The 24,153-nt window shown below is 55.1% G+C and carries 18 protein-coding genes; 10 read left to right on the forward strand and 8 right to left on the reverse strand.

From position 1 onward, the window contains the following. The first annotated feature begins 14 nt into the window (after window positions 1-14). Window positions 15-359 (forward strand): P-II family nitrogen regulator, encoded by a 345-nt coding sequence (locus tag R1T46_RS07690; RefSeq protein WP_317307894.1) that lies wholly within the window; start codon window positions 15-17, stop codon window positions 357-359. A 50-nt stretch (window positions 360-409) separates the two neighbouring features. On the opposite strand, the gene R1T46_RS07695 is transcribed toward R1T46_RS07690, so the two are convergent. The 3 genes from R1T46_RS07695 to R1T46_RS07705 form a co-directional block, all read right to left on the reverse strand. After that, a complete protein-coding gene (locus R1T46_RS07695; RefSeq protein ID WP_317307895.1) occupies window positions 410-778 on the reverse strand; it encodes a hypothetical protein in 369 nt (122 codons plus the stop codon). A gap of 555 nt (window positions 779-1,333) precedes the next feature. Beyond that, window positions 1,334-3,586 carry a TonB-dependent receptor domain-containing protein gene (locus R1T46_RS07700; protein WP_051946993.1) on the reverse strand — a complete coding sequence of 751 codons (2,253 nt, stop codon included), beginning with the start codon at window positions 3,584-3,586 and terminating at the stop codon, window positions 1,334-1,336. 157 nt (window positions 3,587-3,743) lie between these two features. After that, a complete protein-coding gene (locus R1T46_RS07705; protein WP_036208668.1) occupies window positions 3,744-3,929 on the reverse strand; it encodes a hypothetical protein in 186 nt (61 codons plus the stop codon). 356 nt (window positions 3,930-4,285) lie between these two features. On the opposite strand from R1T46_RS07705, the gene R1T46_RS07710 reads away from it, so the two are divergent. From R1T46_RS07710 to R1T46_RS07735, 6 genes are all read left to right on the forward strand, one after another. Then, a complete protein-coding gene (locus R1T46_RS07710; RefSeq protein ID WP_256713494.1) occupies window positions 4,286-5,425 on the forward strand; it encodes a TolC family protein in 1,140 nt (379 codons plus the stop codon). Window positions 5,426-5,446: 21 nt separating this feature from the next. Then, window positions 5,447-6,694 (forward strand): efflux RND transporter periplasmic adaptor subunit, encoded by a 1,248-nt coding sequence (locus R1T46_RS07715; protein WP_075194348.1) that lies wholly within the window; start codon window positions 5,447-5,449, stop codon window positions 6,692-6,694. A 14-nt stretch (window positions 6,695-6,708) separates the two neighbouring features. Continuing rightward, window positions 6,709-9,906, forward strand: coding sequence for an efflux RND transporter permease subunit (locus R1T46_RS07720; RefSeq protein ID WP_036208676.1), 3,198 nt, complete (start codon window positions 6,709-6,711; stop codon window positions 9,904-9,906). 218 nt (window positions 9,907-10,124) lie between these two features. Beyond that, window positions 10,125-10,514: a GtrA family protein gene (locus tag R1T46_RS07725; RefSeq protein ID WP_039881780.1), complete on the forward strand. Its 390-nt coding sequence runs from the start codon at window positions 10,125-10,127 to the stop codon at window positions 10,512-10,514. Next, window positions 10,498-11,526, forward strand: coding sequence for a glycosyltransferase family 2 protein (locus R1T46_RS07730; RefSeq protein WP_008169859.1), 1,029 nt, complete (start codon window positions 10,498-10,500; stop codon window positions 11,524-11,526). The genes R1T46_RS07725 and R1T46_RS07730 overlap by 17 nt, the downstream gene beginning before the upstream one ends. 49 nt (window positions 11,527-11,575) lie before the next feature. Next, complete coding sequence (locus tag R1T46_RS07735) at window positions 11,576-13,006, forward strand: glycosyltransferase family 39 protein (RefSeq protein WP_317307896.1); 1,431 nt, start codon at window positions 11,576-11,578, stop codon at window positions 13,004-13,006. Window positions 13,007-13,081: 75 nt separating this feature from the next. Here R1T46_RS07735 and R1T46_RS07740 read toward each other — a convergent pair whose 3' ends face one another. From R1T46_RS07740 to R1T46_RS07760, 5 genes are all read right to left on the reverse strand, one after another. Further along, a complete protein-coding gene (locus tag R1T46_RS07740) occupies window positions 13,082-14,404 on the reverse strand; it encodes an ATP-binding protein (protein ID WP_041333840.1) in 1,323 nt (440 codons plus the stop codon). A gap of 29 nt (window positions 14,405-14,433) precedes the next feature. Further along, a complete protein-coding gene (locus R1T46_RS07745; protein WP_036208683.1) occupies window positions 14,434-15,105 on the reverse strand; it encodes a response regulator transcription factor in 672 nt (223 codons plus the stop codon). 268 nt (window positions 15,106-15,373) lie between these two features. Then, on the reverse strand, window positions 15,374-17,515 hold the full coding sequence (locus tag R1T46_RS07750) for a TonB-dependent receptor family protein (protein WP_286748909.1): 2,142 nt from the start codon (window positions 17,513-17,515) through the stop codon (window positions 15,374-15,376). 243 nt (window positions 17,516-17,758) lie between these two features. Beyond that, window positions 17,759-18,532, reverse strand: a complete 774-nt coding sequence (locus R1T46_RS07755; RefSeq protein ID WP_051946995.1) for a copper resistance protein B — start codon at window positions 18,530-18,532, stop codon at window positions 17,759-17,761. Window positions 18,533-18,543: 11 nt separating this feature from the next. Further along, window positions 18,544-20,409, reverse strand: a complete 1,866-nt coding sequence (locus R1T46_RS07760) for a copper resistance system multicopper oxidase (protein ID WP_286748912.1) — start codon at window positions 20,407-20,409, stop codon at window positions 18,544-18,546. Between the two features lie 379 nt (window positions 20,410-20,788). On the opposite strand from R1T46_RS07760, the gene R1T46_RS07765 reads away from it, so the two are divergent. Genes R1T46_RS07765 through astA form a run of 3 tightly spaced genes read left to right on the forward strand, consistent with a single transcriptional unit; the run spans window position 20,789 to window position 24,148 of the window. Beyond that, window positions 20,789-22,006 (forward strand): aspartate aminotransferase family protein, encoded by a 1,218-nt coding sequence (locus R1T46_RS07765; RefSeq protein ID WP_036208689.1) that lies wholly within the window; start codon window positions 20,789-20,791, stop codon window positions 22,004-22,006. 50 nt (window positions 22,007-22,056) lie between these two features. Then, the gene (locus R1T46_RS07770) at window positions 22,057-23,073 is read left to right on the forward strand and encodes an arginine N-succinyltransferase (protein WP_317307897.1); all 1,017 of its coding nucleotides are present in this window, start codon (window positions 22,057-22,059) and stop codon (window positions 23,071-23,073) included. Between the two features lie 28 nt (window positions 23,074-23,101). Further along, window positions 23,102-24,148, forward strand: a complete 1,047-nt coding sequence (gene astA, locus R1T46_RS07775) for an arginine N-succinyltransferase (RefSeq protein ID WP_317307898.1) — start codon at window positions 23,102-23,104, stop codon at window positions 24,146-24,148. The last annotated feature ends 5 nt before the right edge of the window (window positions 24,149-24,153 follow it).

A 24,153-nucleotide genomic window follows, 5' to 3' on the forward strand; every position in this document is an offset into this window, starting at 1 on the left:
GCAGGAGAAGGCTTATGTATGAAATAAAGGCTTATGTCAGAGAGGTTATGGCAGAGCATGTGGTTGATGCTCTGGCCAGAGTCAAGGGCGTGACAAGCATTGCTGTCGTGCCTCTCAGCGAATTTGGTCATCTGGTCGGCGATGAGTCGCCTCTGGAGAAAGTGAAGATGGTCAAGCTGGAAGTAAACGTAGCGACCGATGATGTCGCTGGTGAAGTTGTGGAACTCATTGTCAGAACGGGCAGAACCCAGGATGGGCACCCGGGTGACGGCAAGGTACTTGTATCCCGCCTGGTTCGGGCTGTTCGTATCGAGGACGGCGAAACCGGTGAGAGTGCACTGGAGCCTGCTTCAAGCTAGTGCTCTGGAAACTGGATGGCGGTTCTGCGGCTTTTGGTTGCGGGCCGCCATCACAGTTCTATCTCCAGTTCCCAGCGATAGATCATATCGTCTGAGTCCGTAGTGAGGCCAAATGCAACGCCCGCCTGGAGTTCCAGAATACTGGAACCCATTCTGAACTCAGCCAGGATGGCAGGTCCCATCAAATGGTTGTTTTCGGCCCCGTAATACTCCAGCCCTGGCTGAAACGTGTCAGACTTCGTGTAGGCGAACTGTAATGAGCCAGTGGGCTCAAGCTGCTCGTCGTCTTCGCCAAATGAGCGGCTAACCAGAAGGTTCGTCAGGATGCTGTAATGCGCGTATAGCTGTCTCTCGTAAAGTGACCCAAGGGTCACTCCACCGGCTTTTTGGCCATGTTCTTTTGACAGTTCAATGAACAAGCCCGCAGCGCTCTCAGTGTCTTGAAAAAAGTTTCCAATCAGTTCGATTTCGTATTCCTCAAGTGAATACGCTCGCCCCGGTCTCTTGATTGCGTTGAAGTTAAGTTCGGCGCTCAGGCGTTCAGATAGCCCGTAACCCACCTCCCACTGATCGGCACGAAGGTTGTCAATTTCGCTCCCCTCACTGTCCAGAAGACTTCCCGCTTCGATTTGAAAGATATCTGTTGATAGAATAGCTGGCTTGGTAAAAGGATGTGTCGATTGAAGTGAAGAGTATTCCCCAGGGTCGTGAGGTAAACCGCTGATGTTTTAATAAGCCACATATGAGCTGGCATTTTTCCCGCAGGCGCGGGGGTAAACCAACGCAAAAATGGAAAAGACTCTCATCGCTTCAATTTTCCCGCAGAAGCGGGGGTAAGCAAATAGCTTGTAGGGCAGGTAGCTAGAGCTAGCATCGCCAGTGTACGCACGGTAAGGGCCGCCTGCAGGCGACCGGTGTAGCCGCTACATCCGCCTTGCAGGTTAAAACGCAGACAAATTCAGGTGCTGTTCGACTCAGAAACGCGCGCGCACACCGACTACTAGCGCTCGTGGTTTTCCTGGAGCCACGAACCGTTCGTCGTCAAATCCAGGATACGCAGCCTCTAGGACCTCATCAGATTCGCCGTAGACGCCGAAGGTCTCATACTCTTGATCAAGAACATTATCGATATGTCCGAAGACTTCTAGATCTTCGATTACCTCATACATGGCGCGAAGGTTGACGATCGAGAAACCGTCAATTTTGGGGTTCTCATTAGCTTCATCGCCGCGGTAATACTGACTGCTCTGGTAGCTGAAGATCGCCCCCAGATGTAATTTCGAGGTAACATCCCAGTCAGCCGTTATTTTGAGATTGTGCATGGGGAGTCCGGGGATGGAGTCCCCTTCCTCAACCTGGCGATCCGGGCCACGGGGATTATTGGGGCTGAAGGAGGTGTATGGCGTTTGGTAAGTAGCATCCAAGAGCGTATACCCAAGACCAAATGTTACGCTGTTAAAACGTTTCTGCCCCGCCAGTTCAAGGCCCATGCGGCGCGTGCGGCCAACATTGGCGAAGAACCCTTCTGAGGGTGCTCCCCCAGCCTGCTGAAAGATGATGTCATCATGATTAATGGTGTGGAACACCCCGACATTCCAGCGGTAGCCCAGATCATACCCACGTATGCCTGCCTCAAAAGTTTTCGCCACGACCTGCTCAAGGGGTGGGTCCGCAACGAAGCCGTTCGGCAGTTTACAGGGATCCTCCGGATCAGCGCAGCTCAACTCAGCAGGGGTGGGCGCCCGAGAAGACTCACTGTAACTGCCGTACACGCTTGATATCGGCGCTATCTGCCAAGCAAAGCCTAGCGCCGGATTGAAGCGGTTGAATGTATGGTCCCCGTCAAGGGCGCCATCTTCATTTTGATCCTCCATCTTGACCTGCGTCCGATTGTAGCGGCCAGATAGGGTCAGATCGAAAACCTCAGACAGCGCCAGCGTATTGGTAAAGAAGATACCCGCATTCTGAACATCAGCGTCGAGACGGACGCGGGACTCGACATCGAACAGGTTGACGCCCGAAACACCCCGGTCAGCGCCCGGGGTCGCATTGCGAAGTACGGCCAGTTGAGTATCAGATTCAAATTCGATCGCCGCAAAATCATAGTTGCCTCCGACTATCAGCTGATTCTCTCTGCCCTGGAATTCATTCAAAAGCGCGACTTGGGTGGCAATGCCCCCACTCTGCTGTTCTGTTTTTGAGGTATTAAGAGTGCCGTCCAGTTCGTCAGCTTCCAGGGTGGGGGCAAGGTCTTCCAGAGAAAATCCTGCGTTACCCGCGAAACTCACGGGTTCGTCGACATCGCCTTCTTCGCAGAGGGTTGCCTCACCCGCATTCGGACCGGAGGTTAACACGCACTCATCATAGTCGCTGTCATCACCATTTAATGCCTCCACGGTACTGTGGCGATAGTAAACGTTGCCGGCCAGTTGGAGCGTGTCCGAAAGCCAGGTTTCCCCGTTAAGCGCCAGAAGCGCCAGATTGTTCTCAGTTTTATCTGGCTGGGTGTAAATGGCCTCACGACCTTCCAAAGGCATCAGTTCAAGAGGCACTGCGCCATTGCCAATTAGCGAGTTATTGCTGGTGGCCCCGGTGAACTCCAGCAAACTGTCGCCGCGCCGCCAGCTGAGATTAGCCAGCCCTTGACGGACTCTCGACGGGGAAAAGTCTCTCCAGCCATCTTCCTCGTAATAATTACCGATAAGGTAGTAGCCCAGTTCGCCATTGTTGCCGCCAGTCTGAGCCTCCAAGCCAAATCGTCCAAACTCACCACCAGAGACCTCCACTTGACTTTCTGTGTAGCTGAAGCCGGTCTTGGTCCGTATCGATAAGGCGCCACCCAGCGTGTTCTGTCCGAATACCGGGTTGGAGCCCGCAAACAAGTTGATCGAATCTATGGCCCCCTCCGGCACTAAATCCCAGTTAACCGTATCGCCGAAGGGTTCATTGAATCGGATGCCGTTGACATAGACGGACAGTCCCTGCGGCAGGCCTAGCAAGGGAGAAGCGGTGAAACCGCGATACTGAATGTCTGGTTGGAAGGGATTGTTGACGGCTTCGTTGACGCTGACACTGTTGAAGTTAAAACGGAGATACTCCGCGAGATTGAGCGATTGCGCCTGTTCAAGATCCTCACTGTCAGCGGTTTGCACCGAGGCGGGTATGCGCTTTTTCTCCAGGCCGATCCCGTGGATAGGGGTCGTGCCAATAACTGTGATGGCTTCCAATGTTAAGGGTTCTTGACCTACGTTTTCCTGACTTACACCGATGTTGGGCAAGACGATAACGCCAGTTATAGCTGGTATCCCAAGGCATTTACTCAATCTCATTAGCTACCTCTTCTCTTATTGGGTTTTTATTCGATGGGCAGAGATAGAAGCGATCCTATGGCAGATCCAGAAACGCCCCAACCACTCCGATTTCGAGATCCCCCGCAGTTACCCGGGGGGAGTAAATTTCATCGACTGCGAGCTCTGATTTGACCGTGAGGGGCCATAACAGAACCAGGAAAGCCAGTTTGAGTTTGAATCCGTGGCGCGGTGCGCCTGCGTTATTCGTTGCTCGAGACATAGATCACCTTGAAGAAGTGACGGAAAGTAAGGGGCATCGAATGACAGGCTATTGATCTGAGCGCTACAGAAACATAAGTCTTTGGTACTCATTTTGTCCGTCAAAAGGACAGTCCGGGAATGCTGGTGGAGTTGGAGGGCGGTTTCTTTTGTGGATGACGCTTCGAATTCAAGTTCATTTCAACCTTTTCACTTACTATCCTGGCCTGTTCCTACCTTGTCATGGACGCCTCGCGCCCATGAATTGTGGCTATTTACCCCTTCGGGAGAAAGTCGATGAAGGCAAGCAAGCACTCGCCCAGAGCGTTGCTGTGTTCAGTACTATTGTCCATTCCTCTGTTCGGTCAAGCGGAGACTGTGAATTGGACAAATTGGCTCACTGGCCAGATAAGCAAACATCCGGATGTTATGGCGGCGACAGAGCAGGCGGCAGCCCGGAATCAGGATGCTGAGGCAAGCGAACAACCGCTGTATAACCCGGAGCTGTCTGTTGGAGCAGACAGAACGGGCAGTGAAAACAACTTTGAGGCAGGGCTGTCACAAACGATCGATTGGTCTGATCAACAGGGTGCGCTAAAGGACAAGGCAAAGCTGATCAGGCTTTCCGCTGAAGCTGATTTGAACGAAGCGGTTTTGGCACAAACGTCCGAGTCGCTGTTTGCGCTTGTCGAGTGGCGCGCGGCGACGCGTGCCGAAGAAATTGCGGAATCCCAGCAACACCGTCTGGATGCCTTGCTGGAGCAGGTTGAGCAACGCCAGCAGGCGGGCGACCTGGGTCGTACCGATGCAGAGCTGCTTTTTTTAAGCCTTTCTCAGCAGCTCAGTGAACTCGCCCAGGCAAAGGCTGCGGTTGATCAGGCGCAAGCCCGGGTCAGAGAGCTTCTGCCGGATTGGCGGCCTCAGGATGGGGGGATCCCCGGGCACATTTGGCCGGCTCTTGCTTCCAGGGTCGATAACGACAATTTGCTGGCTCATCCGTCAATTGTTGCCGCCCGCGCGAGGTGGCAGGTGCTGCGGAGCGAAGCCGAGGTGGTCAGTCGCAGAGCGACGGCATCTCCCACGGTCGGGCTGAGCGGAGGGCGTGATGGCGGTGAGAACCTGGTTGGCCTGACGTTCTCGATCCCTCTGAATGTCCGTAATAACTACGGTGCCGAAATCCAGGCTGCCAACCGACGATCATTAGAGGCCGAAGCTCGGTTTCAGGCACTTTATCGGAAGCAGCAGTATGGTCTGGCGGGCGCCCGAGCTGCCTGGAAGCGATACGACACCCAACTCAGCCGATGGACAGAACTCTCCCAGGGGCGTGTACAGCGAAGTGCTGATTTGCTTGAGAAGCAGTGGCAGGTCGGCGACCTCTCCACCTCTGAGTATCTCCAGGCGCTGGGCCAGCGCGCGGAGAGCCTGAAAACCGGTATTGAACTGGAAAAGCAGGCGCAGCTGGGTCTGATTGAGCTCTTGAGTCAGTCTGGCGAACTGATCACCCCCTTCCAAAAATAGTCTGGAAACTGGATATTCATTATGAAAAAAACTCTGATTTCTGTATTCGCATTGACGTTGCTTACAGCCCCACTTTCTTTTGTACAGGCAGAGGAAGATGCTCATCAGGAAGCCGGCCATGATCATGCTGCCAGTGGCGACGATCGTCAGGAAGTCACCGGTGAGGAGGGCGAGCATAAGGAAGATCATGGTGAAGAAGGTGAGCATGAAGAGGAAGGGGGGCACGGCCACGAAGACGAGAACGGTGGCCATGAAGAAGCGGCCACCGCAAGCATCAACGCCAAACAGAAAGATCTGGCCGGCATTGAAGTGGCAACGCTCGAAAGCCGGCTCGTTGACTATGAAATTTACGCGCCCGGTGAGCTGCTAACCAATGGTTATACCAGCTATCACGTGTCCCCCCGGGTTGCCTCAGTGGTGCTGCGGCGTCACGTGGAACTGGGTGAGCACGTAACCAAAGGCCAGCTGCTGGTAACCCTGTTCAGTGAGACAGTGGCACAGGCGCAGGCGGATTACAGGAAAGCTTTTCCTGAATGGAAGCGAATCAGCGGGCTGGGTCGTTCCGTGGTTGGCGATCAGCGGTTCAATACCGCGAAAGCCAATATTGAGGCGGCAAGCGCGACTCTGCTTGCTTACGGGCTAAACGATGATGACATTGGTGCACTGAAGGCCAGTGGCGTGGGTAGCCTCGGTGAATACATGCTAAGGGCTCGCGTGGATGGCGCAGTGCTGACCGATGACTTTGAGCAAGGACAAAGAGTTGAGGCTGGCCAGCCGCTGGTGACTCTTGCTGACGAGAGTGAACTTTGGGTAGAAGCCCATCTGCCAGCAAGCTCCGACATTGTTCTTGAGAAGGGCGCGGAAGCCGAAGTCAGGGCAGCTGGTCGTGTGGCCCTGGCAACGGTGTCCCAGGAAGCCCACACCATTGATCCTGTGACCCGCACCCGGATTGTCAGGCTGGAGCTGGACAATCCTGAAGATCGTTTTCATCCAGGAATGTTCGCAGATGTGTATTTTCGTTTTAAGACCAGCGAGCCGGTGCTTGCCGTGCCGGAGACTGCATTGATGCGTGGCGCGGACGGTGACTGGACGGTCTATGTGGAAGAGGCCGAAGGCGAGTATGAACCCGTGGAAGTGGAGCTGGGTCGCTCAATTGGTGGGCTCCGTGAGGTTTCCGGCCTGGCTGCGGGCCAACGAGTCGTTTTGCGGGGCGCATTTTTTGTGGCCTCTGAGATTGCCAAAGGCGGCTTTGATCCGCACAACCACTGATTCCGGGAGCCATTATGTTCAACCGAGTTGTCGACTGGGCGGTTCAGAACCGCCTGTTGGTTCTTATTGCGCTTGCAGTGCTTATCGCCACGGCCGCGTTTCAGATACCAAAACTGAATCTTGATGCTTTCCCCGACGTTACAAACGTCCAGGTCGCTGTTAATACAGAGGCGCCCGGACTTGCGGCTGAGGAAGTCGAGCAGCTGATCACCTATCCCATTGAAGCGGTGATGTATGCGTTGCCGGATGTTGAGGAGGTTCGGTCCATCTCCAAAACCGGGTTGTCTGGTGTCACCGTGGTCTTTAAAGAGGGCACGGATATCTATTTCGCGCGCCAACTGGTTTTCGAGCGGTTGCAGGCCGCGCGGGAGCTGATTCCGGACGGGGTCGGGGTGCCTGAAATGGGGCCGAATACGTCCGGTCTTGGCCAGGTCTACCAGTACTTGCTGATAGCGGACCCGGATTCGGGGTACGACGCAATGGAATTGCGCAGCTTGCACGACTGGCTGGTCAAACTGTTGCTGATACCGGCTGAAGGGGTTACGGAAATCCTGTCGTTTGGCGGAGAGGTCCGCCAGTACCAGGTTAACCTGAACCCGGCGCGAATGCTGTCCTATGACTTATCACAGAACGATGTCATGGAAGCCCTGGAGAACAACAACTCCAATGTTGGGGGCTGGTATATGGGCCGCGGGCAGGAGCAGTTGGTTATTCGCGGTATGGGCTGGCTGGGTAATGGCGAGCAGGGGCTCGAGCAGATCCGTCAGGTGCCCGTTAAAACCAGTGATGGCATTACAGTGACAGTGAACGATGTCGCCGAGGTAGCGCTGGGCACTGAAATTCGCCAGGGTGCGGTAACCATGACCCGGAAGGATGAAGCCGGTCAGGTTGAACAACTGGGTGAAGTGGTTTCTGGCATTGTACTCAAACGAATGGGGGCCAACACAAAAGCCACCATCGACGGCATCGAGGCCCGCATTGATCGCATAAATCAGGCGCTTCCGAGTGGGGTTCGTTTTGAGCCCTATTACAACCAGGCGGATCTGGTGACCAAGGCCGTAGAGACGGTGACCAATGCGCTTTTGTTGGCTTTTGTGTTTATTGCGATTGTGCTTGCCCTGTTCCTGATGAATCTGCGGGCAACAACGCTGGTGCTGCTTTCAATACCGATTTCCATCGGTATTGCACTGATGATCATGGCCTGGTTCGGTCTCTCGGCCAACCTGATGTCTCTGGGCGGTATTGCTGTGGCAATTGGCATGCTGGTGGATGGCTCTGTTGTCATGGTTGAGAACATGTTCAAGCATCTGACCCATCCCGATGCTGAGCATGACGCCCACCGGAATGAGTTGGCTGAAGGCGACCCCGATCCGCTGGATGCATCGCACGATGATCGTGGCATTGCACTTCGACTGCAGGAAGCGGGCCGGGAAGTGGCGCGGCCGATCTTTTTCGCGACGGCGATTATCCTGGTCGTTTTCATGCCTCTGTTCAGCTTTGAAGGTGTGGAAGCCAAGCTTTTCCAGCCAATGGCGATCAGCATCATGCTGGCCATTGTGTCCGCTGTGATCGTCGCTCTGGTGGTTGTACCCGCGCTGGCGTCATACATGTTCCGTAAGGGTATCCGGGAGCGGGAAAGCTTCATTCTAAAACCCCTGGAAAAGCTCTATCGCATGGGGCTTGCCTGGTCACTGAAGCATAGCCGCGTGGTTGTTGGCGCGTCGGCTGTTCTTGTTGTGCTGGCGGCGCTGATTGTGCCACGACTCGGTACTGAGTTCGTGCCTGAACTGGAAGAGGGAACGATCAACCTCCGGGTGACTCTGGCTCCCTCATCAAGCCTCGATACGGCGCTTGAAGTGGCGCCAAAACTGGAGGCCATGCTGATGGAGTTTCCAGAGGTGACTTACGCTCTGTCCCGGGCGGGGCGGGCGGAAATAGGCGGCGATCCGGAGCCCGTGAACAACATCGAGATCTATATCGGCCTTAAGCCAACAGCCGAGTGGACCAGCGCCAGTAATCGCTATGCATTGCAGGCCCTGTTTGAGGAGAAGCTCGAACAGCACCCGGGGCTACTGTTTAACTTTTCTCAGCCTATCGCGACCCGGGTTGATGAATTGTTGTCAGGTGTTCGTGCGCAGTTGGCCATCAAACTTTTTGGCCCGGATCTCGACGTACTGGCGGAGAAAGGTCAGCAGATTGAAGCGGCGGTCCGAACAGTTCAGGGAACACGGGATGTGGCCATGGAGCAGATTGCCGGTGAAGCGCAGTTGGCGGTTCAGCCTGATCGTCAGGCACTCTCCCGGTACGGACTCGCCGTGTCTGATGTGATGAGCGTCGTCCGGGACGGACTGGGTGGTGCCGCTGCGGGCCAGATCATCAACGGCAACGAGCGGTATGATATCTATGTGCGTTTGGCCAAACGTTTCCGGGAAGACCGGGATGCTATTGCCGATCTCAGGTTACAGGCGCCGTCCGGAGCCTGGGTGAGACTTGGTGATGTGGCCGATGTGTCTATTGAGTCTGGCCCGCCCCAGGTGCGCCGCGACGACGTTCAGCGCCGTGTGGTCATTCAGTCCAATGTGCAGGGTCGTGACATGGGCAGTGTGGTTGCCGATATTCAGGATACCATCGCGTCAGACGTGAACCTTCCCCCCGGATATTCGGTGGATATTGGTGGTCAGTTCGAAAACCAGCAGCGAGCTCAGAAGCGATTGACCATTGTGGTTCCTGTATCTCTGGGCCTGATCGCGCTGTTGCTGTACTTTGCTTTCAGTTCGGTCGGTCAAGCATTGTTGATTCTGGTCAACGTGCCGCTTGCCGTTATTGGTGGCGTCTTTTCACTCTGGATCTCCGGCCAGTATCTCTCAGTGCCCAGTTCCGTTGGATTTATCACTTTGTTTGGTGTGGCGGTGCTCAACGGGGTCGTTATGGTCGAAAGCATCAATCAGCGAATACAGGATGGATTGAACGTGGATACCGCGGTGTTTGAAGGTGCCGTCTCCCGTTTGCGTCCTGTCTTGATGACAGCAATAACCTCGGCGCTCGGTTTGATACCGATGCTGTTGTCGACGGGCGTGGGTGCTGAAATCCAGAAGCCACTGGCCAGCGTGATTGTTGGCGGCCTTATCACCGCAACTTTCCTGACGCTGTTTGTTTTGCCGGTTCTGTTCGGTCGCTTTTCGAGAGCCAAGGTGGGTGATATTCAGCGGTAGATGTGAGGCGGAAATGCATAGTTGCGGTTACATGCATGGAAGTGTAATTCCGCCCGTTTTAACGGAGACGAGGGTCTTGCTGTTGAACTTTGCTCCTAGAAAGAAGGCTGTGACTGTGATTCTGGTGCCCGATGTTTCTGAAGAGTCAATGTTCACCATTTCCGGAATTGTTGTTGAAACATCGGGCACGATGGTTAGCCACGGGTGTGTCGGCCAGGATGAAGAAGGTTCCCTTTAAAAGAATAAGTGGATTTATTGCCGCCGGAGGAATGGCAACCCTTTTCCATTGGGCGGCCATGTCCGGCCTGGTTCTGCTTGGCATGGCCCCCGTAGCAGCCACCTTTTCTGGAAGCGTTGTAGGAGCGGTTACCAACTACTGGTTGCAGCGAACTTTGGCCTTTCCAAACGCACGCCCACACATCCAGGCCATCTGGCGATATGCCTTTTCCTGTTCACTCGCAGCTCTCCTGAACGTTCTGATCTTTTTAGTCCTGCATCAACTGTTTGAAATCTCTGTTGTGCCTGCTCAGCTTCTAACCACTGCGGCTGTCGCTGTATTTAACTATGTTGTCTACCAAAGGCTGGTGTTTCATGAACAAACCTCTTGAGACTTCCCGTGCGCCGAATGAATCAGAGCTGCTTTCCCTGGTGGTTCCGGTGTTCAATGAGCGTTCGATGCTTCCCCTATTCTTTGAGCATGTATTGCCGATCCTTGCGAGCCTCGATATTCGCTCGGAGATCGTGGTTGTGGACGATGGTAGCGAGGATGGCAGTGCCGAATTTGTTAGGACTTTTATTAAAAGGAAATCGAGCATCCGTCTCGTCAAGCTAAGCCGCAACTTTGGCAAAGAGGCAGCGGTAACAGCAGGGCTGGAGCATGCCAAGGGGGATGCGGTGATCGTTCTGGATGCGGACCTTCAGGATCCACCTGAATACATTCCCGAGATGGTCAGGAGTTGGAAGTCCGGCTTTGATGTCGTTCTGATGCAACGTCGATCACGTGTAGGCGAGAGTTTTCTCAAGCGCTGGAGTGCGCACCTTTTCTATCGCTTGCTGAATAAGACCAGTCGCACTGAAATCCCGGTCGACACGGGTGATTTCCGATTGATGAGCAGGCGGGCAGTTGATGCCCTTCTCCGGTTAGGAGAGCGCAACCGCTACATGAAGGGACTCTTTGCCTGGGTTGGTATGCCAACGACGATCATCGAATACGACCGGGCATTGAGAGTGGCTGGCGAGAGTAAGTGGGACTACCCGGGCCTGGTCGGCCTGGCCCTTGAAGGCCTGACTTCCTTCTCAGTGTCACCTCTCAGATGGGCAACGCTTGTCGGCTTGCTGGCCGCCTCCGTTGGTGGATTGTTCGGTGTCTGGATTGTAGCGAAGGCAATAATGCTCGGCGATCCGACTGACGGCTACCCATCGTTAATCGCCCTCATCAGTTTTCTGGGCGGCATACAACTGGTGAGCGTTGGTATCGTTGGTGAGTATGTGGGCAAAACCTACATCGAATCGAAACAGCGACCACTGTATCTGACCGAAGAAGTGGTCGAGAACAAAGAGGTATCAAGCCGAGACCAAATCAGCAACTTCAGAGGCGTCAAGAATGCTAAAGCGATTTGAGCCCTGGTTCTGGGTACTGGCTGCCGTATTGTTCAGTCGCTTTATCGGAATGACGCTGTTTCCCTTCGTGGATACAACGGAGCCCCGATACGCTGAAATCGCTCGGTTAATGGCTGAATCCGGGGACTGGATAACGCCCTGGTTTGAACCCGGCGTTCCGTTCTGGGGGAAGCCTCCCCTGTCATTCTGGGCTCAAGCGGCCTCTCTAAAGATATTTGGACTGTCTGAATTCTCATTGCGGCTACCGGCATGGTTCGCCACGATTGGAATCGTATGGCTGACGTGGTGCCTCGCAAATCATGCGCGAGGTGCTGCGGTCGCTCGGTGGTCTACTCTTGTGCTTTCCACGATGGCACTCACTTATATCAGTGCTGGCGCAGTCATGACGGATACATTCCTGGTTTTTGGAACGACCCTCTCTCTGGTGAGCATGTGGTTCGTGCTTTCGGGCCGGTCTGACTGTTGGCGCTGGTGGTTTTTCGTGGGCCTGGCTATCGGCTTGTTGTCAAAGGGACCGTTGGCTGTTGTATTGACCGTTACCCCCCTGGTGCTATGGGCTGCTATTTTCAGGCAGCAGTTACAGCCGTTGAAAAAATTACCCTGGCTTCTTGGCTCACTTCTGACACTGGCGATTGCCGTGCCATGGTACGTGCTCGCTGAATTGAAAACGCCAGGGTTCCTCAACTATTTCATCATTGGCGAACACTTTAGCCGGTTTCTGGACCCCGGGTGGGCCGGCGATTTGTACGGTAGTGCCCATGACCGGCCCAAGGGCATGATCTGGATATTCTGGCTTTGGGCTTCATTCCCCTGGGGTATCATTGGCTTGGTTGGCTTTGGCCTTGCGGCGGCGCGAGGCAAAACAAAGGATATATTCACTGGTGCTGTTCAAGACGCCTCAACGCTGTATCTGTTGTTTTGTGCGATAACGCCAATGCTGTTCTTCACCCTGGCAGGCAACACGCTTTGGACGTACATACTTCCTTCTCTTCCGTTCTCGGCCATTCTGATTGCCGGATGGGTGTCGAAGCTCGATCTAGGTGCCTGGTCCAGAGTCAGGTCGGGGGCTGTATTGCTTGTGCCCGTTCTCATTACCCTTGTTGTGTTCATCAGTGTGAGCGGAGTCATTCCACTAAAAACCGAGAAACAATTGATAAGCCGGTATGAGAGCATCCATCAAGCGGGGGACAGTCCGATCTTCTACATTGGTGAGATGCCATTTTCGGCACGTTTTTATTCGTTGGGCGACGCTGTGGAAATCATCTCCACAGAATTCAACAGTCTGCTGGAAGCTGACGGGTACGCCAGGGTCTTTGCAGTAATTCCAAACCATGCGGTCGATGAGGTTCTTGGTCCGCGGGCCACTGACGCTCAGAAGTTGGGGGAGAACGAACGGTACCAGCTATTCTCGATCGATCTTCCGCCAACAGACAGCCAGAATGACCCCGTTGATTCTGAATTAAACTCGAAGAATGATTAATGACGCAGCTGATTACTGCTAAAACTGAGTCTTTGAAGGCCGGATTTTCAAGATGGCTGGCCTTTTGGCAGTGATCTAGTCCGGAAATGGCAGTAAAATCAGAATCCTGGCTCCTCCGTTTTTCGAGGATCCGATTTCCAGGTGTCCGAGGTTGTCTTCGACAATCTCGGACACGATGGACAATCCGAGTCCAAATCCGGCGACCGTTTCATCCAGCCTGGTGCCCCTGTCCATGACAGTGGCTGCCGCCTCGGGAGAAATTCCGGGGCCATCGTCCGTTACTTCTATGGAGAGTCCTGATGACGTGCGGACGATTGTAACGTCGACGGTTGTCTGGCACCACTTCCCACCATTTTCGAGTAAATTGCCAAGCAGCTCTGAAAGATCCTGCCGCTCCATAGGCCAATTGAAGTTTTCGGGTAAGGTGGTGTGGAGGCGGAAAACCGTATCAGGGAATATTTTTTCCATGACGGTGATGACACTTGCCGTGATTTCAACCGGCATGCACGTTCGTCCCATCTGTCTGCCTGATATGTCTGCCTTGCTCATCCTGTAGTTCAGGGATTTGTCAAGCTCCCGCAAGTTAGAGGTCATAAACACAATATCCTCCCGGGACGGAGGCAAGGTGTCGATGTCCGACAAAATGGCAAGATTGGCAGAGATAGAGGTTTTGACCAGGTGAGAGAGATCAGAATTCAGGCGGCGGTGGCGGTCCAGACGACGGTTTGACAGCTCAAGCAAATCATTGAGCTGGCGGATCAGCGGACGAAACTCTTCCGGTACGTGAGGGTTCAGGCGACTTTGTTTCCCGGATTGGAGCCGTCTCAGGTCCTCTTTTATCTTACTGATGGGCTTTAACGTCAGATGTGTAGTGGTTCCAATCAGGGCCAGCAGTATCGCGAGAAGAACGGCCGAGGCGCCGAGCAATGTCAGGTGAGCCTTCAGCGGTCGTTCAGAGAGCGCCCCCTCGGTTTCAAGAACGCTGATTGAGGCCAGTTTTTCACTGGCGGAGAAAATGCGTTTGAGCCCGAAAAGCGTGTTCGCACCCTGCGCTATGTGGATGAAACCCTCGGGCTTCTCTGCAGCGCCCTGCAGTTGGCTCTGGTCAAAGTTCGGGCTCGCCAGGACGCTTCCGCTAGCCGTTTCGATGACGATGGCATGCCCCAGAAGCATTTCAAACTGATTGATCATGTTGCTGAGGTCGTCGGTTGTGGGGGATTCAGCCTCAATGATTGCCTGAAAGTTTCCCAGCTCTTTGTTCAGGTGTTGCTTCCTGGACTCGTCCGATAGTTGCTTTATCACGTAGGTGTGTGAAAAGAATATCAGAGTAAAATATACGAGGCTGAAAACAGCACCATACTGAATGGCTGTTCTGCGGATACTTTTCGGAGCAGACATATTTTAACCTGGTTGGTTCACTCGGGCGTTCAGCGGTTAGGATCTTTTTCGAAGTAGTAGCCCTGGCCACGCAATGTTTTTATTTTATTGACCCCTATTATTTTTCTAAGCCGGGTTATGTAAACCTGAACGACATTTCTGGTGGGGCATCTTTCTATGTTGTAGAGGGATTCAACCAGTTCGTCCTGGGAAAACACTCGGTCCGGTGAACGGAGGAAACACTGTAAAAGGCGGAATTCCGTAGCTGTCAGTCTGAACTCTTTCTGGTCGGGCGTGGTAAACGTTCGGTAGGTGGCGTTGAGACTGAATCCGTCAACACTGATCTGGTCTGTCGTTCTGCCGTCCTTTCTTCGGATAATCGCACTGAGCCGGGCTTTCAGTTCATCAAACTCAAACGGTTTGGGAAGGTAATCATCAGCTCCCGCATTCAACCCTTCTACTCTCTCAGTCCAGTTGGAGCGTGCGGTCAGAATAAGGATGGCCTCTTTTTTCCCGTTTTTTCTCCATCTTTGCATTAAAGAAAGTCCATTTTCATCGGGCAGTCCGATATCGAGAATAACGGCCTGGTAGGAGCTTGTTTCAATCAACGAGTCCGCTTCTTTGCCGGTTTTGGCGATATCTACTGTGTAGTGCGCCTGCGCAAGCCAGTCCGATATTTTTTTGGCAAGTACAGCATTGTCTTCAACAATCAGAATTTTCATTTGTAAGCGCCGTTTTTCGTGGTGGGAAAGTTTCGCTCGTCCGCTATGGATTGTAACAGTAACGAAGGAATCAGGATCTGAAAAGCCGGTTATTAGCGTTGTCCAGGTTGGCTCTTCCGAGGTTGGCGACGCTGCGGTCCAGATCATCAATGGCGCGACGTTCTCAGGCGAAGTGGCGCCTGAGTGTGAAAAAGGGATTATCGGAGTGCCCCAAAAATCCGGCTCCCGAGGAGTGGAAGCCGGATTTTCAGCAACCTCCGTTCACTCATCAGAAATTGACACTTACCCCCAGTGAGGCAGTGCGAGGCAGGTTTGCCATGGCACCATCAGGCAAGCGTGAAACAATTTGCTGCTCATCGAACAGATTGTCCACTTTCAGGAAGACATCGGCACTGGCGGTCAGTGCGTAGCGGCTGATGAAATCGACCAGGACCAGGGACTCGGTCTCGTCCAGTTTCGTCGCGGTGTTGTTGCATCCCGCGCTGACGCACATCTCATCGACGTAGGTGGCCACAAGGTAGTTGTCCCAGCCACTCGGGTGCTCCATGCCTGTGCGGAAGCTCATCTGGTTTTCAGGTACGTCCTTGAGCTGCTCACCTTTTCTCAGGCCAGAGGCGGCATTGTCCTTGCTGATCTCCGCCTGGGTAAAGGTGTAGGTAAGGCTGACCGGAAGGTAGAAATCGCCCGCCCGGGTGCCGGTCTGGAGCTGGAATTCCGCACCGGCAATTTCAGCCTCGCCGGTTATAAAGCTGCCAGAGGTGGCGCCATTGCTGCACGGCGAGCCCACGGAGCAGTTTTCGGCCTTGTTGGAAAAGTCGCTGTAGAAGCCGATCACTTCCGCGAAGAACGCATTGCCAAAGTAGCGGACGCCAGCCTCCCAGTTCTTGCTGGTTTCCGGTTCTTCGTTTGCCCTGGCACCACCCCCGAGAGGGGAGAAACCTCGGTGCACGCCGCCCAGAACCTGCCAGCTTTGGGTCAGGTCGTAGGTAAAGGAAGCGCCGGGCAGGAGTTCAGCGCTGTCATTGGCGCGGGTGCTGTCGATGGTTGTGCGGCCGGGATCCGCGTATTGGGTGCGACTGGTCTGCACATCCTCGTAGCGCAGGGCCAGATTAATGCTGAGCTTGTCCGTCGCCTGCCATTTGTCGAGTGCCCAGAAGCTCAGGGCTTCGCCGGTCTCGAAGCGGTTGTTGCTGCCCGTTGGGGCCACGCTGTTCTGGAACACCAGGGAGCCATTGACCTGGTCGTACACATCCACCGGCTGGAAGCGATCCATTTCATCTTCGTGGGCGCGGGCGCCGAAGTCGAATTCGTGGTTGCCAATGTTTACATCGAAGTTTGTCTGCACGCCCTGGGAGACGTACTCCCTGGCGTTGTTCTTGTAATTCAGGCCGCTGGTGTCAACGGTACCGTCGAGAATACCCTGGGCATTGGCGTCTCCGGCGTTTGCCGCGTCGATGATATTTCCGCCGCCACTGAGCTTGTACCAGTTGCGCTTGAAATCGTTGCGGTAGAGAGTCGTGGTGCTGCTGACATTGTCGCTCCACTCAAACTGATGAGTCAGGCTGACACCGGAGTGGGTGTTATCCATCTGGTCGGGACTGGACAGCCCGTAGCGCCGGTTGGGATCCTGGCTGAAGTCCGCATCGGTCAGGCCGAGGTAACTGGAGTTGGAGGTTTCTTCGGAGTATTGCAGCTTGGCGGTCACGCTCTGGCGATCTCCCTGCCAGCGTAGCTTGCCGACATAATCACTGATGTCGAAGCCACTGTTGCGGTTGCTTCGGTCAATGTCCTTGAAGCCTTGCGCTGAGCGCTGGACCGTTTCAACCAGATAGCCCCAGTCACCGTTCGTGTCGCCATAGGTTGCATGAACGTCGGTGGAGCCGCGCTCGTTGGTGACGGCTTCGACGTAGCCCTTCTGCTCGTCGGGAATGGGTGTGGAAATCAGGTTGATCACGCCGCCGGTGGTTTGCGGACCATAGCGCAGCAGCGGGGCACCCTTGAGTACTTCCAGCGAGGACATGCGCTTGAACGTCGGGAAATAATAGGCGGCCGGATTGGAGTAGGGCGCCGGGGCGATCAGAACGCCATCTTCCATCAGTGTGACGTTGCTGCTGCGCTCGGCGGTGGCACCGCGAATGCCAATGTTAGGGCGCAGGCCCAGACCTTCCTCTTCCCGTACATACACGCCCGGGACGGTTTTCAATACCTGGTTGATGTCGGCCTCAACCTCGGTTTTCAACTGCTGATCGCCAACTACGTAGCCTGACCCCGGCAGAGTTTGGGCTGCAGACGCATCGCCAATGATTTCCATAGGTTCAAGCATCTGGGGCTGGTCATCGCCGGCGGCCCAGCTCATGCCCGGGGCAAGGCTGATCGCCATAGCCAGTGATAGTTGGGAAGGTTTAAACATGTGTTTCTCCGCAATCATTCGTATTTGAAGATATAAATAGCAATGATTTACAATTGCAAATGAGAATTTACGGATTGTTCATGATTAAGTCAATAATTAGTGTTAATGACCGGGAAAAGTGTCAACAGGCTAAAAAGGTTGAATTTCTGTTAAACGGGCGATCCGAAGGTCAGTTCGGGTTGGGAGGAGGGTATCAGCTGGCCCGCACCCCGGGGCCAGCTTTTTCTATAGGGCTTTATGGTGTTAAAACCACCACCGGACGCCTGCCACGAAGCTGGAGGATTCGACGTCTTCTCCCTCGCGCTCACGCAGATCCTTTGTGTTGCCCAGAAAACGGGTGTAAGAAACACCTACGTAGGGTGCGAATTCCCTGGAGAACTGATATCTCAGGCGGAGCCCCAGGCCCACATTGTTGATGCCGCTACCGACGCCCCATTCCTCGACATCGCTGAAGGCAACGAGCGTTTCGCCGCGGCCCTGCAAAATGAGCCTTTGGGTCAGCAGCCAGTCGTACTCGGCTTCGAGATCGTATGACACGTCACCGTCGTCGGTCACTCTGAAGTTTGTGTCTACCTCAAACCAGTAGGGGGCAAGCCCCTGCAATCCAACGATGGCCGAATAGCGCTCCTTATTAGGGCTGGGACCAAACGTTGTCTGGGCACCCAATCCTGTCTGTAAATCCCAGAAGCGATCAAAGCGATAGCTGTACTGCACATCAAAATTTTCGATGTCGCCGCTGTCGCTGGATAGATCGGTCTCACCTTCCGTTTCGACCCAGAGCCGATTGCGATCTTTGCCAATCCATCCCTGGGCATCCCACAGGGCCATTTCGTTGTTGCCGTCACGCTGGTATTCCAGCCGGTCAAACAGAACCTGGCCAAACACCTGGTTGTCGTGTATTGGCAGTGTCCAGTCCGGTTCGGCCTGAACGCCAGTACCGGCGGCGCCGGCTCCTGAGGCAATCGTGAGGGCTGAGGCGCCCACAATCCACTTGATGCGATTCATCATAATGCTCATCCCCTATCCCGTTAAACGACCGACACGACACGAAACATGCCTGCGTCCATGTGGTACAGCAGGTGGCAATGGAAAGCCCAGTCACCCGGTGCATCCGCCGTAATCAGCGCGGATACACGCTCGCCGGGTTTGACGGAAATCGTGTGTTTGCGTGGACGATACTCACCCGCACCGGTTTCCAGTTCCATCCACATGCCATGCAGGTGAATGGGGTGATCCATCATCGAGTCGTTGACGAGGATCAATCGCAGGCGCTCGCCATGGTAGAACTTGACCGGGCCATCGACTTCAGAGAACTTTTTGCCGTCGAACGACCACATGTAACGTTCCATATTGCCGGTAAGGTGCAGTTCCACTTCGCGTTCGGCCGGGCGCTTGTCGGGCCAGCCATCAATGCTCTGCAACTGGGAATAAGTCAGCACCCGATGGCTGGCTGTTTCAAAACCTACACCAGGGTCATCCAGGCGCGACTGCGGGCTGGAAGCCACCATGGCCGCCCCGGGACCGTGATTATCAGGGCCATGGGATATCGGCCGACCCGCCGTCGGGACCTCATTCATCGTTGCTTTGTCCGAGCTCATCTTGTTCATTCCCGAGTCGGCGCCATTCATCATCATTTGGCCATGGGCTTTGTCGTTGCTGCCTGACATCATTTCCATCTTGCCACCCATGTCCATGCCGCTGTCCATGTTCATATCGCCGTCCTTGCCCATGGCGCCCATGCTCATCGCGCCCATGCCCATGGCGGCCATACCGCGCTCGGTTCGCGGATACATGGGCGGCACTGGCGCCTCCACTCCCTTGCGGGTAGCCAACGTTCCGCGCACATATCCCGACCGATCCTGTGACTGGGCAAACACGGTATGGGCCGTGTCGGTTGGTTGTACGATCACGTCGTAGGTTTCCGCCACGCCAATACGGAATTCATCCGTTTCAACGGGCTGTACTGGCTGGCCGTCAGCGGAAATAACCGTCATCGGGAGTCCCGGGATACGGACATCAAAGAATGTCATCGCCGAGGCGTTGATGAATCTCAGGCGAATTTTCTCGCCGGGACGGAACAGCCCGGTCCAGTTGCTGGCGGAAGGCGACCCGTTCATCAGGTAGGTATATTCAGAACCGGTTACATCCAGGATATCCCGGGGGCTCATTCGCATTCTGCCCCACATGCCGGCTTTGCTCCACGCGGCATCCCAGCCCATGGTTTCAACATCCTTGAAGAAGTCGCCAACGGTGCGCTGGTTATAGTTGTAGTAACCCTCTGCCACTTTCAGATTGCGGAATACGTCGTCGGGAGAATCAAAGGTCCAGTCGGAGAGGACCACAACGTATTCGCGATCATAGGCCACCGATTCCGGCTCGGCAGGATCAATGATAATCGGCCCATAATGGCCCAGCTGTTCCTGAAGGCCAGAGTGGCTGTGGTACCAGTAGGTGCCGTGCTGTTCGACCGGAAAACGGTACTCAAACGTTTCGCCGGGCATGATGCCGGGAAAGCTGACGCCAGGAACGCCGTCCATCTGGTACGGCAGAATCAGGCCGTGCCAGTGAATGGATGTTGCCTCCGATAGCGTATTGGTGACACGCAAGATTGCCTCGCCCCCCTGTTTGAGGCGAACGAGAGGCGCCGGCAGAGTGCCGTTGATGGTGATGGGCTGTTCCGAGACTCTGCCCCCTATCTTGAGAGGTGTTCTCGCGACGGTCAGGTCGTAGATGTCAGCGCCATTACGCACGGTGTGGTGAGCGTTAGAGTTATCGAGTTTGCCTCTTGCAAACGCAGGCAAAAGGCTGTCGTAGCCGGCAAGAAAACCCATTGCAGCCGCGCTTTGGATAAGTCGCCTTCTGGACAGTCCCATACCCTGATTTTTCAAGCTCATGCTTTGCTCCTGTCTTTGCTGGCTTAACTGAAAAACGGAGAGCTCAAATCATTAGGTTAACAGTTCGTTCATTGGATCATATGCAAGCTCTTGCGTTTCACACCTAATGGTATGTTAGGCGAAGTTGCTGAAACGAAACTGAATACGCTTTTCAGCATTGATGTCGTCATTTGTAGTCTTGAATGAAAGCCGGCGTCTGTTTAGCGTAGCCCGATTGTTTAGCGACGATAGCACTTGCGTCCCAGTGTTCCACCAAGTGACAGTGAGTCTTGTATGCAGTAAACCGGCCGGGAAGGAATGGTGAGTGCAACGGATGTGCTCATGCCCTGAGTGGCGTATGATTAAATGTACCTTTTCATGTTTTGTTTGAGAGACACCGATGAACAGAGAACCTGTCAGCCGTGAGTTGTTCGATGAGGTAATGGTCCCCAACTATGCACCTGGGTCTGTGATTCCCGTCAAGGGTGAAGGCTCCCACGTATGGGATCAGGAGGGTAAGGAATACATCGACTTGGCGGGCGGCATTGCGGTGACCTGCCTCGGGCATAATCATCCCGGCCTTGTTGGTGCTTTGATGGAGCAGGCCGAAAAAATCTGGCACCTGTCTAATGTCATGACAAACGAGCCTGCCCTGCGGTTGGCCAAGACCCTGTGTGATCTGACCTTTGCCGAACGTGTGTTCTTTGCCAATTCCGGTGGCGAGGCCAACGAGGCCGCGTTCAAGCTGGCCCGGCGTTACGCCTGGGAACATTTCGGCCCGGAAAAGAATGAAATCATCTCCTTCAAGAGCTCGTTCCACGGCCGCACCCTGTTTACGGTCAGCGTCGGTGGCCAGCCCAAGTACCTTGAAGGTTTTGAGCCTGCGCCAGGCGGCATTCATCACGCCGATTTCAACGATCTGGAGTCGGTCCGGAAATTGATCTCCAAGGACAAGACCTGTGCAGTGGTAGTAGAGCCTATTCAGGGTGAAGGTGGCGTCATGCCCGGCGATCCGGAATTTCTTAAGGGCCTGCGCCAACTCTGTGACGAAAACGATGCCTTGTTGGTGTTCGACGAAGTCCAGTCCGGCGTTGGCCGCACCGGACACCTCTATGCCTACCAGATGTATGGTGTAACGCCGGACATCCTGTCCACGGCCAAGGGGCTTGGTGGTGGCTTCCCGGTGGCGGCGATGCTGACCACAGAAAAGGTGGCGAAAAGCCTGGGTATCGGTACCCATGGCAGCACTTATGGCGGGAACGCCCTGGCCTGTGCTGTTGCCCAACGGGTGATTGATACGGTGAGCCAGCCAGACATCCTCAAGGGCGTCGGGGCGCGTTCGGAGCGCCTGCGGAAGCGGATGATGGACATTGGTGAGCGCTATGGCATCTTCAGTGAGGTTCGTGGCTCTGGCTTGCTGCTCGGCTGTGTACTGACGGAAGAGTGGAAAGGCAAGGCGAAGGAATTTCTCAATGCCGGCCTGAACGAGGGCGTGATGGTGTTGATTGCCGGCCCGAATGTCGTGCGGCTGGCGCCATCACTGATCATTCCAGAGCCTGATATTGATGAAGCGCTGGCCCGGTTTGAGGCTGGTGTGAAAAAGGTTTGTGGTAAGTAGCAGACGTTAACCCACGATATTAACCACAAGCATGAATACGGGAGCCGCCTATGTGGTTGGTACGTCCGGCTCAGCCGGGTGACCTGAACGACATACTCGACATCGCGGGGGGGCAGGGCCCCCGGATGTCATCCACCCTGCCCAAAAAACAGGACGCGCTGTCCGCCAAGATTGAACAATCCACCCGCTCCTTCGCCGGCACGAACAAGCCCGACGAACCGAAGCGGTTTTTGTTTGTCCTGGAGGATACCGGTACCGGCAAGGTCCAGGGCGTATCCGGCATTGATGCGCGAGCCGGCAATGGGCAGCCGTTCTACAATTACCGGCAAGATGCGCTTATCCACGCGTCCCATGAGCTGGGCGTCTCCCGTCGCGTGGAGGTTCTATACCCGTCCCATGCCCTGACGGACCACACGCTGCTGTGCTCCTTCGCCATCAGATCCGAGTTGCGTGGCACCGATGCGTTCGAATTGCTGTCCCGCGCCAGGATGCTGTTTATCGCCAGCCATCGCACGTTGTTCACGGATCACGCGGTTGTCGAGATCCAGGGTGTGCAGACGGAAGACGGCGAGGTGCCGTTCTGGGACAGCCTGGGGCGGCACTTCTTCAATATGGATTTTGAAACCGCGGACCAATACTCCGGGTTGTTGAGCAAGACGTTCATTGCGGAGCTGATGCCACCCAACCCGATCTACGTCACGCTGTTGAGTGACGCTGCCCGGGAGGCGCTTGGGCAACCCCACTCACAAACCCGTGCGACCTACGAACTGCTCCAGCGTGAAGGGTTCCGGGCTGGTTGCTATCTCGATATTTTCGATGCCGGGCCGGTACTCGAAGCCCGCACCGATGCGCTCAAGTCCGTTGTTACCAGCCATCCGAAAGTCCTGCACGCCGCGCATACCGACGACGGCGAAACCTGCCTGATATCCGGTGGTGAGGGCAGCGATTTCCGCAGCACGCTGACGCCCATCACCGAGAGCCTCAAGGACGAAGTGAAAGTGCCGCCGAAAACCTGGGAGAGTCTGGGCCGGAGCGCCGGTGACACGGTAAGGGTGACGCCACTATGAACAGGGCAACCACAGACAGGAGGCCGGAATGCTGGTAATCCGACCCTTGCAGGAGAATGATCTGGATGCCCTGTATGCCATGGCACAGGGCGCTGGAAAGGGATTAACAACGCTGCCCGCGGATAGGGCTCTGCTGGCACGGAAAATCGACCATGCCCGGGAGACCTTCAACCAGCGCTGCGCGCCAGAGGCCGGACTGTATCTGTTCGCGCTGGAGGATACGGAGCTCAAGCGGTGTGTGGGCATCAGTGGCATTCAGGCACGCGTGGGCCTGGATGAGGTGTTCTACAACTACCGGCTGAGCGTGACGGTCAATGCCTCCCGCGAGCTGGGTGTGCATGTGCGTACGCCCACGCTGCATCTGTCCAACGACATGACCGGTACCACCGAGGTCTGCTCGCTGCTGCTTTCGAGTTCCCATCGGGGCGGTGGCACCGGCTTGCTGTTGTCGCGCTGCCGCTTCATGTTTCTGGACGACTTCCGCTCGCATTTCTCCGAGAAGGTCTTCGCCGAGATGCGGGGTGTGTCCGACAGCAATGGTCAGAGCCCTCTGTGGGATGCCCTTGGCAGCAAATTCTTTGACATGGAATTCAGCGAGGCGGACATGCTGTCGGGCCTTGGCAACAAATCGTTCATTGCCGAACTGATGCCCAAATACCCCATTTACCTGCCCATGCTGCCGGACGCCGCGCGGGCGGTCATTGGCCGTGTCCATGAAAACACGGAACCAGCCCTGAAGATGTTGCAGGCCGAAGGCTTTAACTTTAATGGCATGGTGGACATCTTCGACGGTGGTCCAGCGGTCGAGGCCTTTATTCACAGCATCCGTACCGTGCGCGAAGGCATAAACCGCCACGTAATGATTCGCAAGAAGCCGCTGGTGACGGATGTCCCGGCGGAGCAACAGGTGATGATATCCAACCGCTCGTTCCGGGACTTTCGGGTAACCACCATACCGGCCGAGTGCATAGGGCTCGATACTGTCAGTATTCCGGCCGATGTGGCCGAGGCACTGGAAGTAGAATCCGGAGACCTCGTGCGGCTGGCCCCTTTGAAAGATACCGGAAGGAGGTAATGACG

The organism is Marinobacter salarius (genome assembly GCF_032922745.1).
Taxonomy (GTDB): Bacteria; Pseudomonadota; Gammaproteobacteria; order Pseudomonadales; family Oleiphilaceae; genus Marinobacter.

What these genes read in the sequence shown, in the direction of transcription:
- R1T46_RS07730 (WP_008169859.1), top strand. Translation starts at nt 10,498, where the DNA reads ATGAACAAACCTCTTGAGACTTCCCGTGCGCCGAATGAATCAGAGCTG.
- R1T46_RS07760 (WP_286748912.1), bottom strand. Translation starts at nt 20,409, where the DNA reads ATGAGCTTGAAAAATCAGGGTATGGGACTGTCCAGAAGGCGACTTATC.
- R1T46_RS07715 (WP_075194348.1), top strand. Translation starts at nt 5,447, where the DNA reads ATGAAAAAAACTCTGATTTCTGTATTCGCATTGACGTTGCTTACAGCC.
- astA (WP_317307898.1), top strand. Translation starts at nt 23,102, where the DNA reads ATGCTGGTAATCCGACCCTTGCAGGAGAATGATCTGGATGCCCTGTAT.
- R1T46_RS07770 (WP_317307897.1), top strand. Translation starts at nt 22,057, where the DNA reads ATGTGGTTGGTACGTCCGGCTCAGCCGGGTGACCTGAACGACATACTC.
- R1T46_RS07690 (WP_317307894.1), top strand. Translation starts at nt 15, where the DNA reads ATGTATGAAATAAAGGCTTATGTCAGAGAGGTTATGGCAGAGCATGTG.
- R1T46_RS07725 (WP_039881780.1), top strand. Translation starts at nt 10,125, where the DNA reads ATGAAGAAGGTTCCCTTTAAAAGAATAAGTGGATTTATTGCCGCCGGA.
- R1T46_RS07740 (WP_041333840.1), bottom strand. Translation starts at nt 14,404, where the DNA reads ATGTCTGCTCCGAAAAGTATCCGCAGAACAGCCATTCAGTATGGTGCT.
- R1T46_RS07705 (WP_036208668.1), bottom strand. Translation starts at nt 3,929, where the DNA reads ATGTCTCGAGCAACGAATAACGCAGGCGCACCGCGCCACGGATTCAAA.
- R1T46_RS07745 (WP_036208683.1), bottom strand. Translation starts at nt 15,105, where the DNA reads ATGAAAATTCTGATTGTTGAAGACAATGCTGTACTTGCCAAAAAAATA.
- R1T46_RS07750 (WP_286748909.1), bottom strand. Translation starts at nt 17,515, where the DNA reads ATGTTTAAACCTTCCCAACTATCACTGGCTATGGCGATCAGCCTTGCC.
- R1T46_RS07720 (WP_036208676.1), top strand. Translation starts at nt 6,709, where the DNA reads ATGTTCAACCGAGTTGTCGACTGGGCGGTTCAGAACCGCCTGTTGGTT.
- R1T46_RS07765 (WP_036208689.1), top strand. Translation starts at nt 20,789, where the DNA reads ATGAACAGAGAACCTGTCAGCCGTGAGTTGTTCGATGAGGTAATGGTC.
- R1T46_RS07735 (WP_317307896.1), top strand. Translation starts at nt 11,576, where the DNA reads ATGACGCTGTTTCCCTTCGTGGATACAACGGAGCCCCGATACGCTGAA.
- R1T46_RS07755 (WP_051946995.1), bottom strand. Translation starts at nt 18,532, where the DNA reads ATGAGCATTATGATGAATCGCATCAAGTGGATTGTGGGCGCCTCAGCC.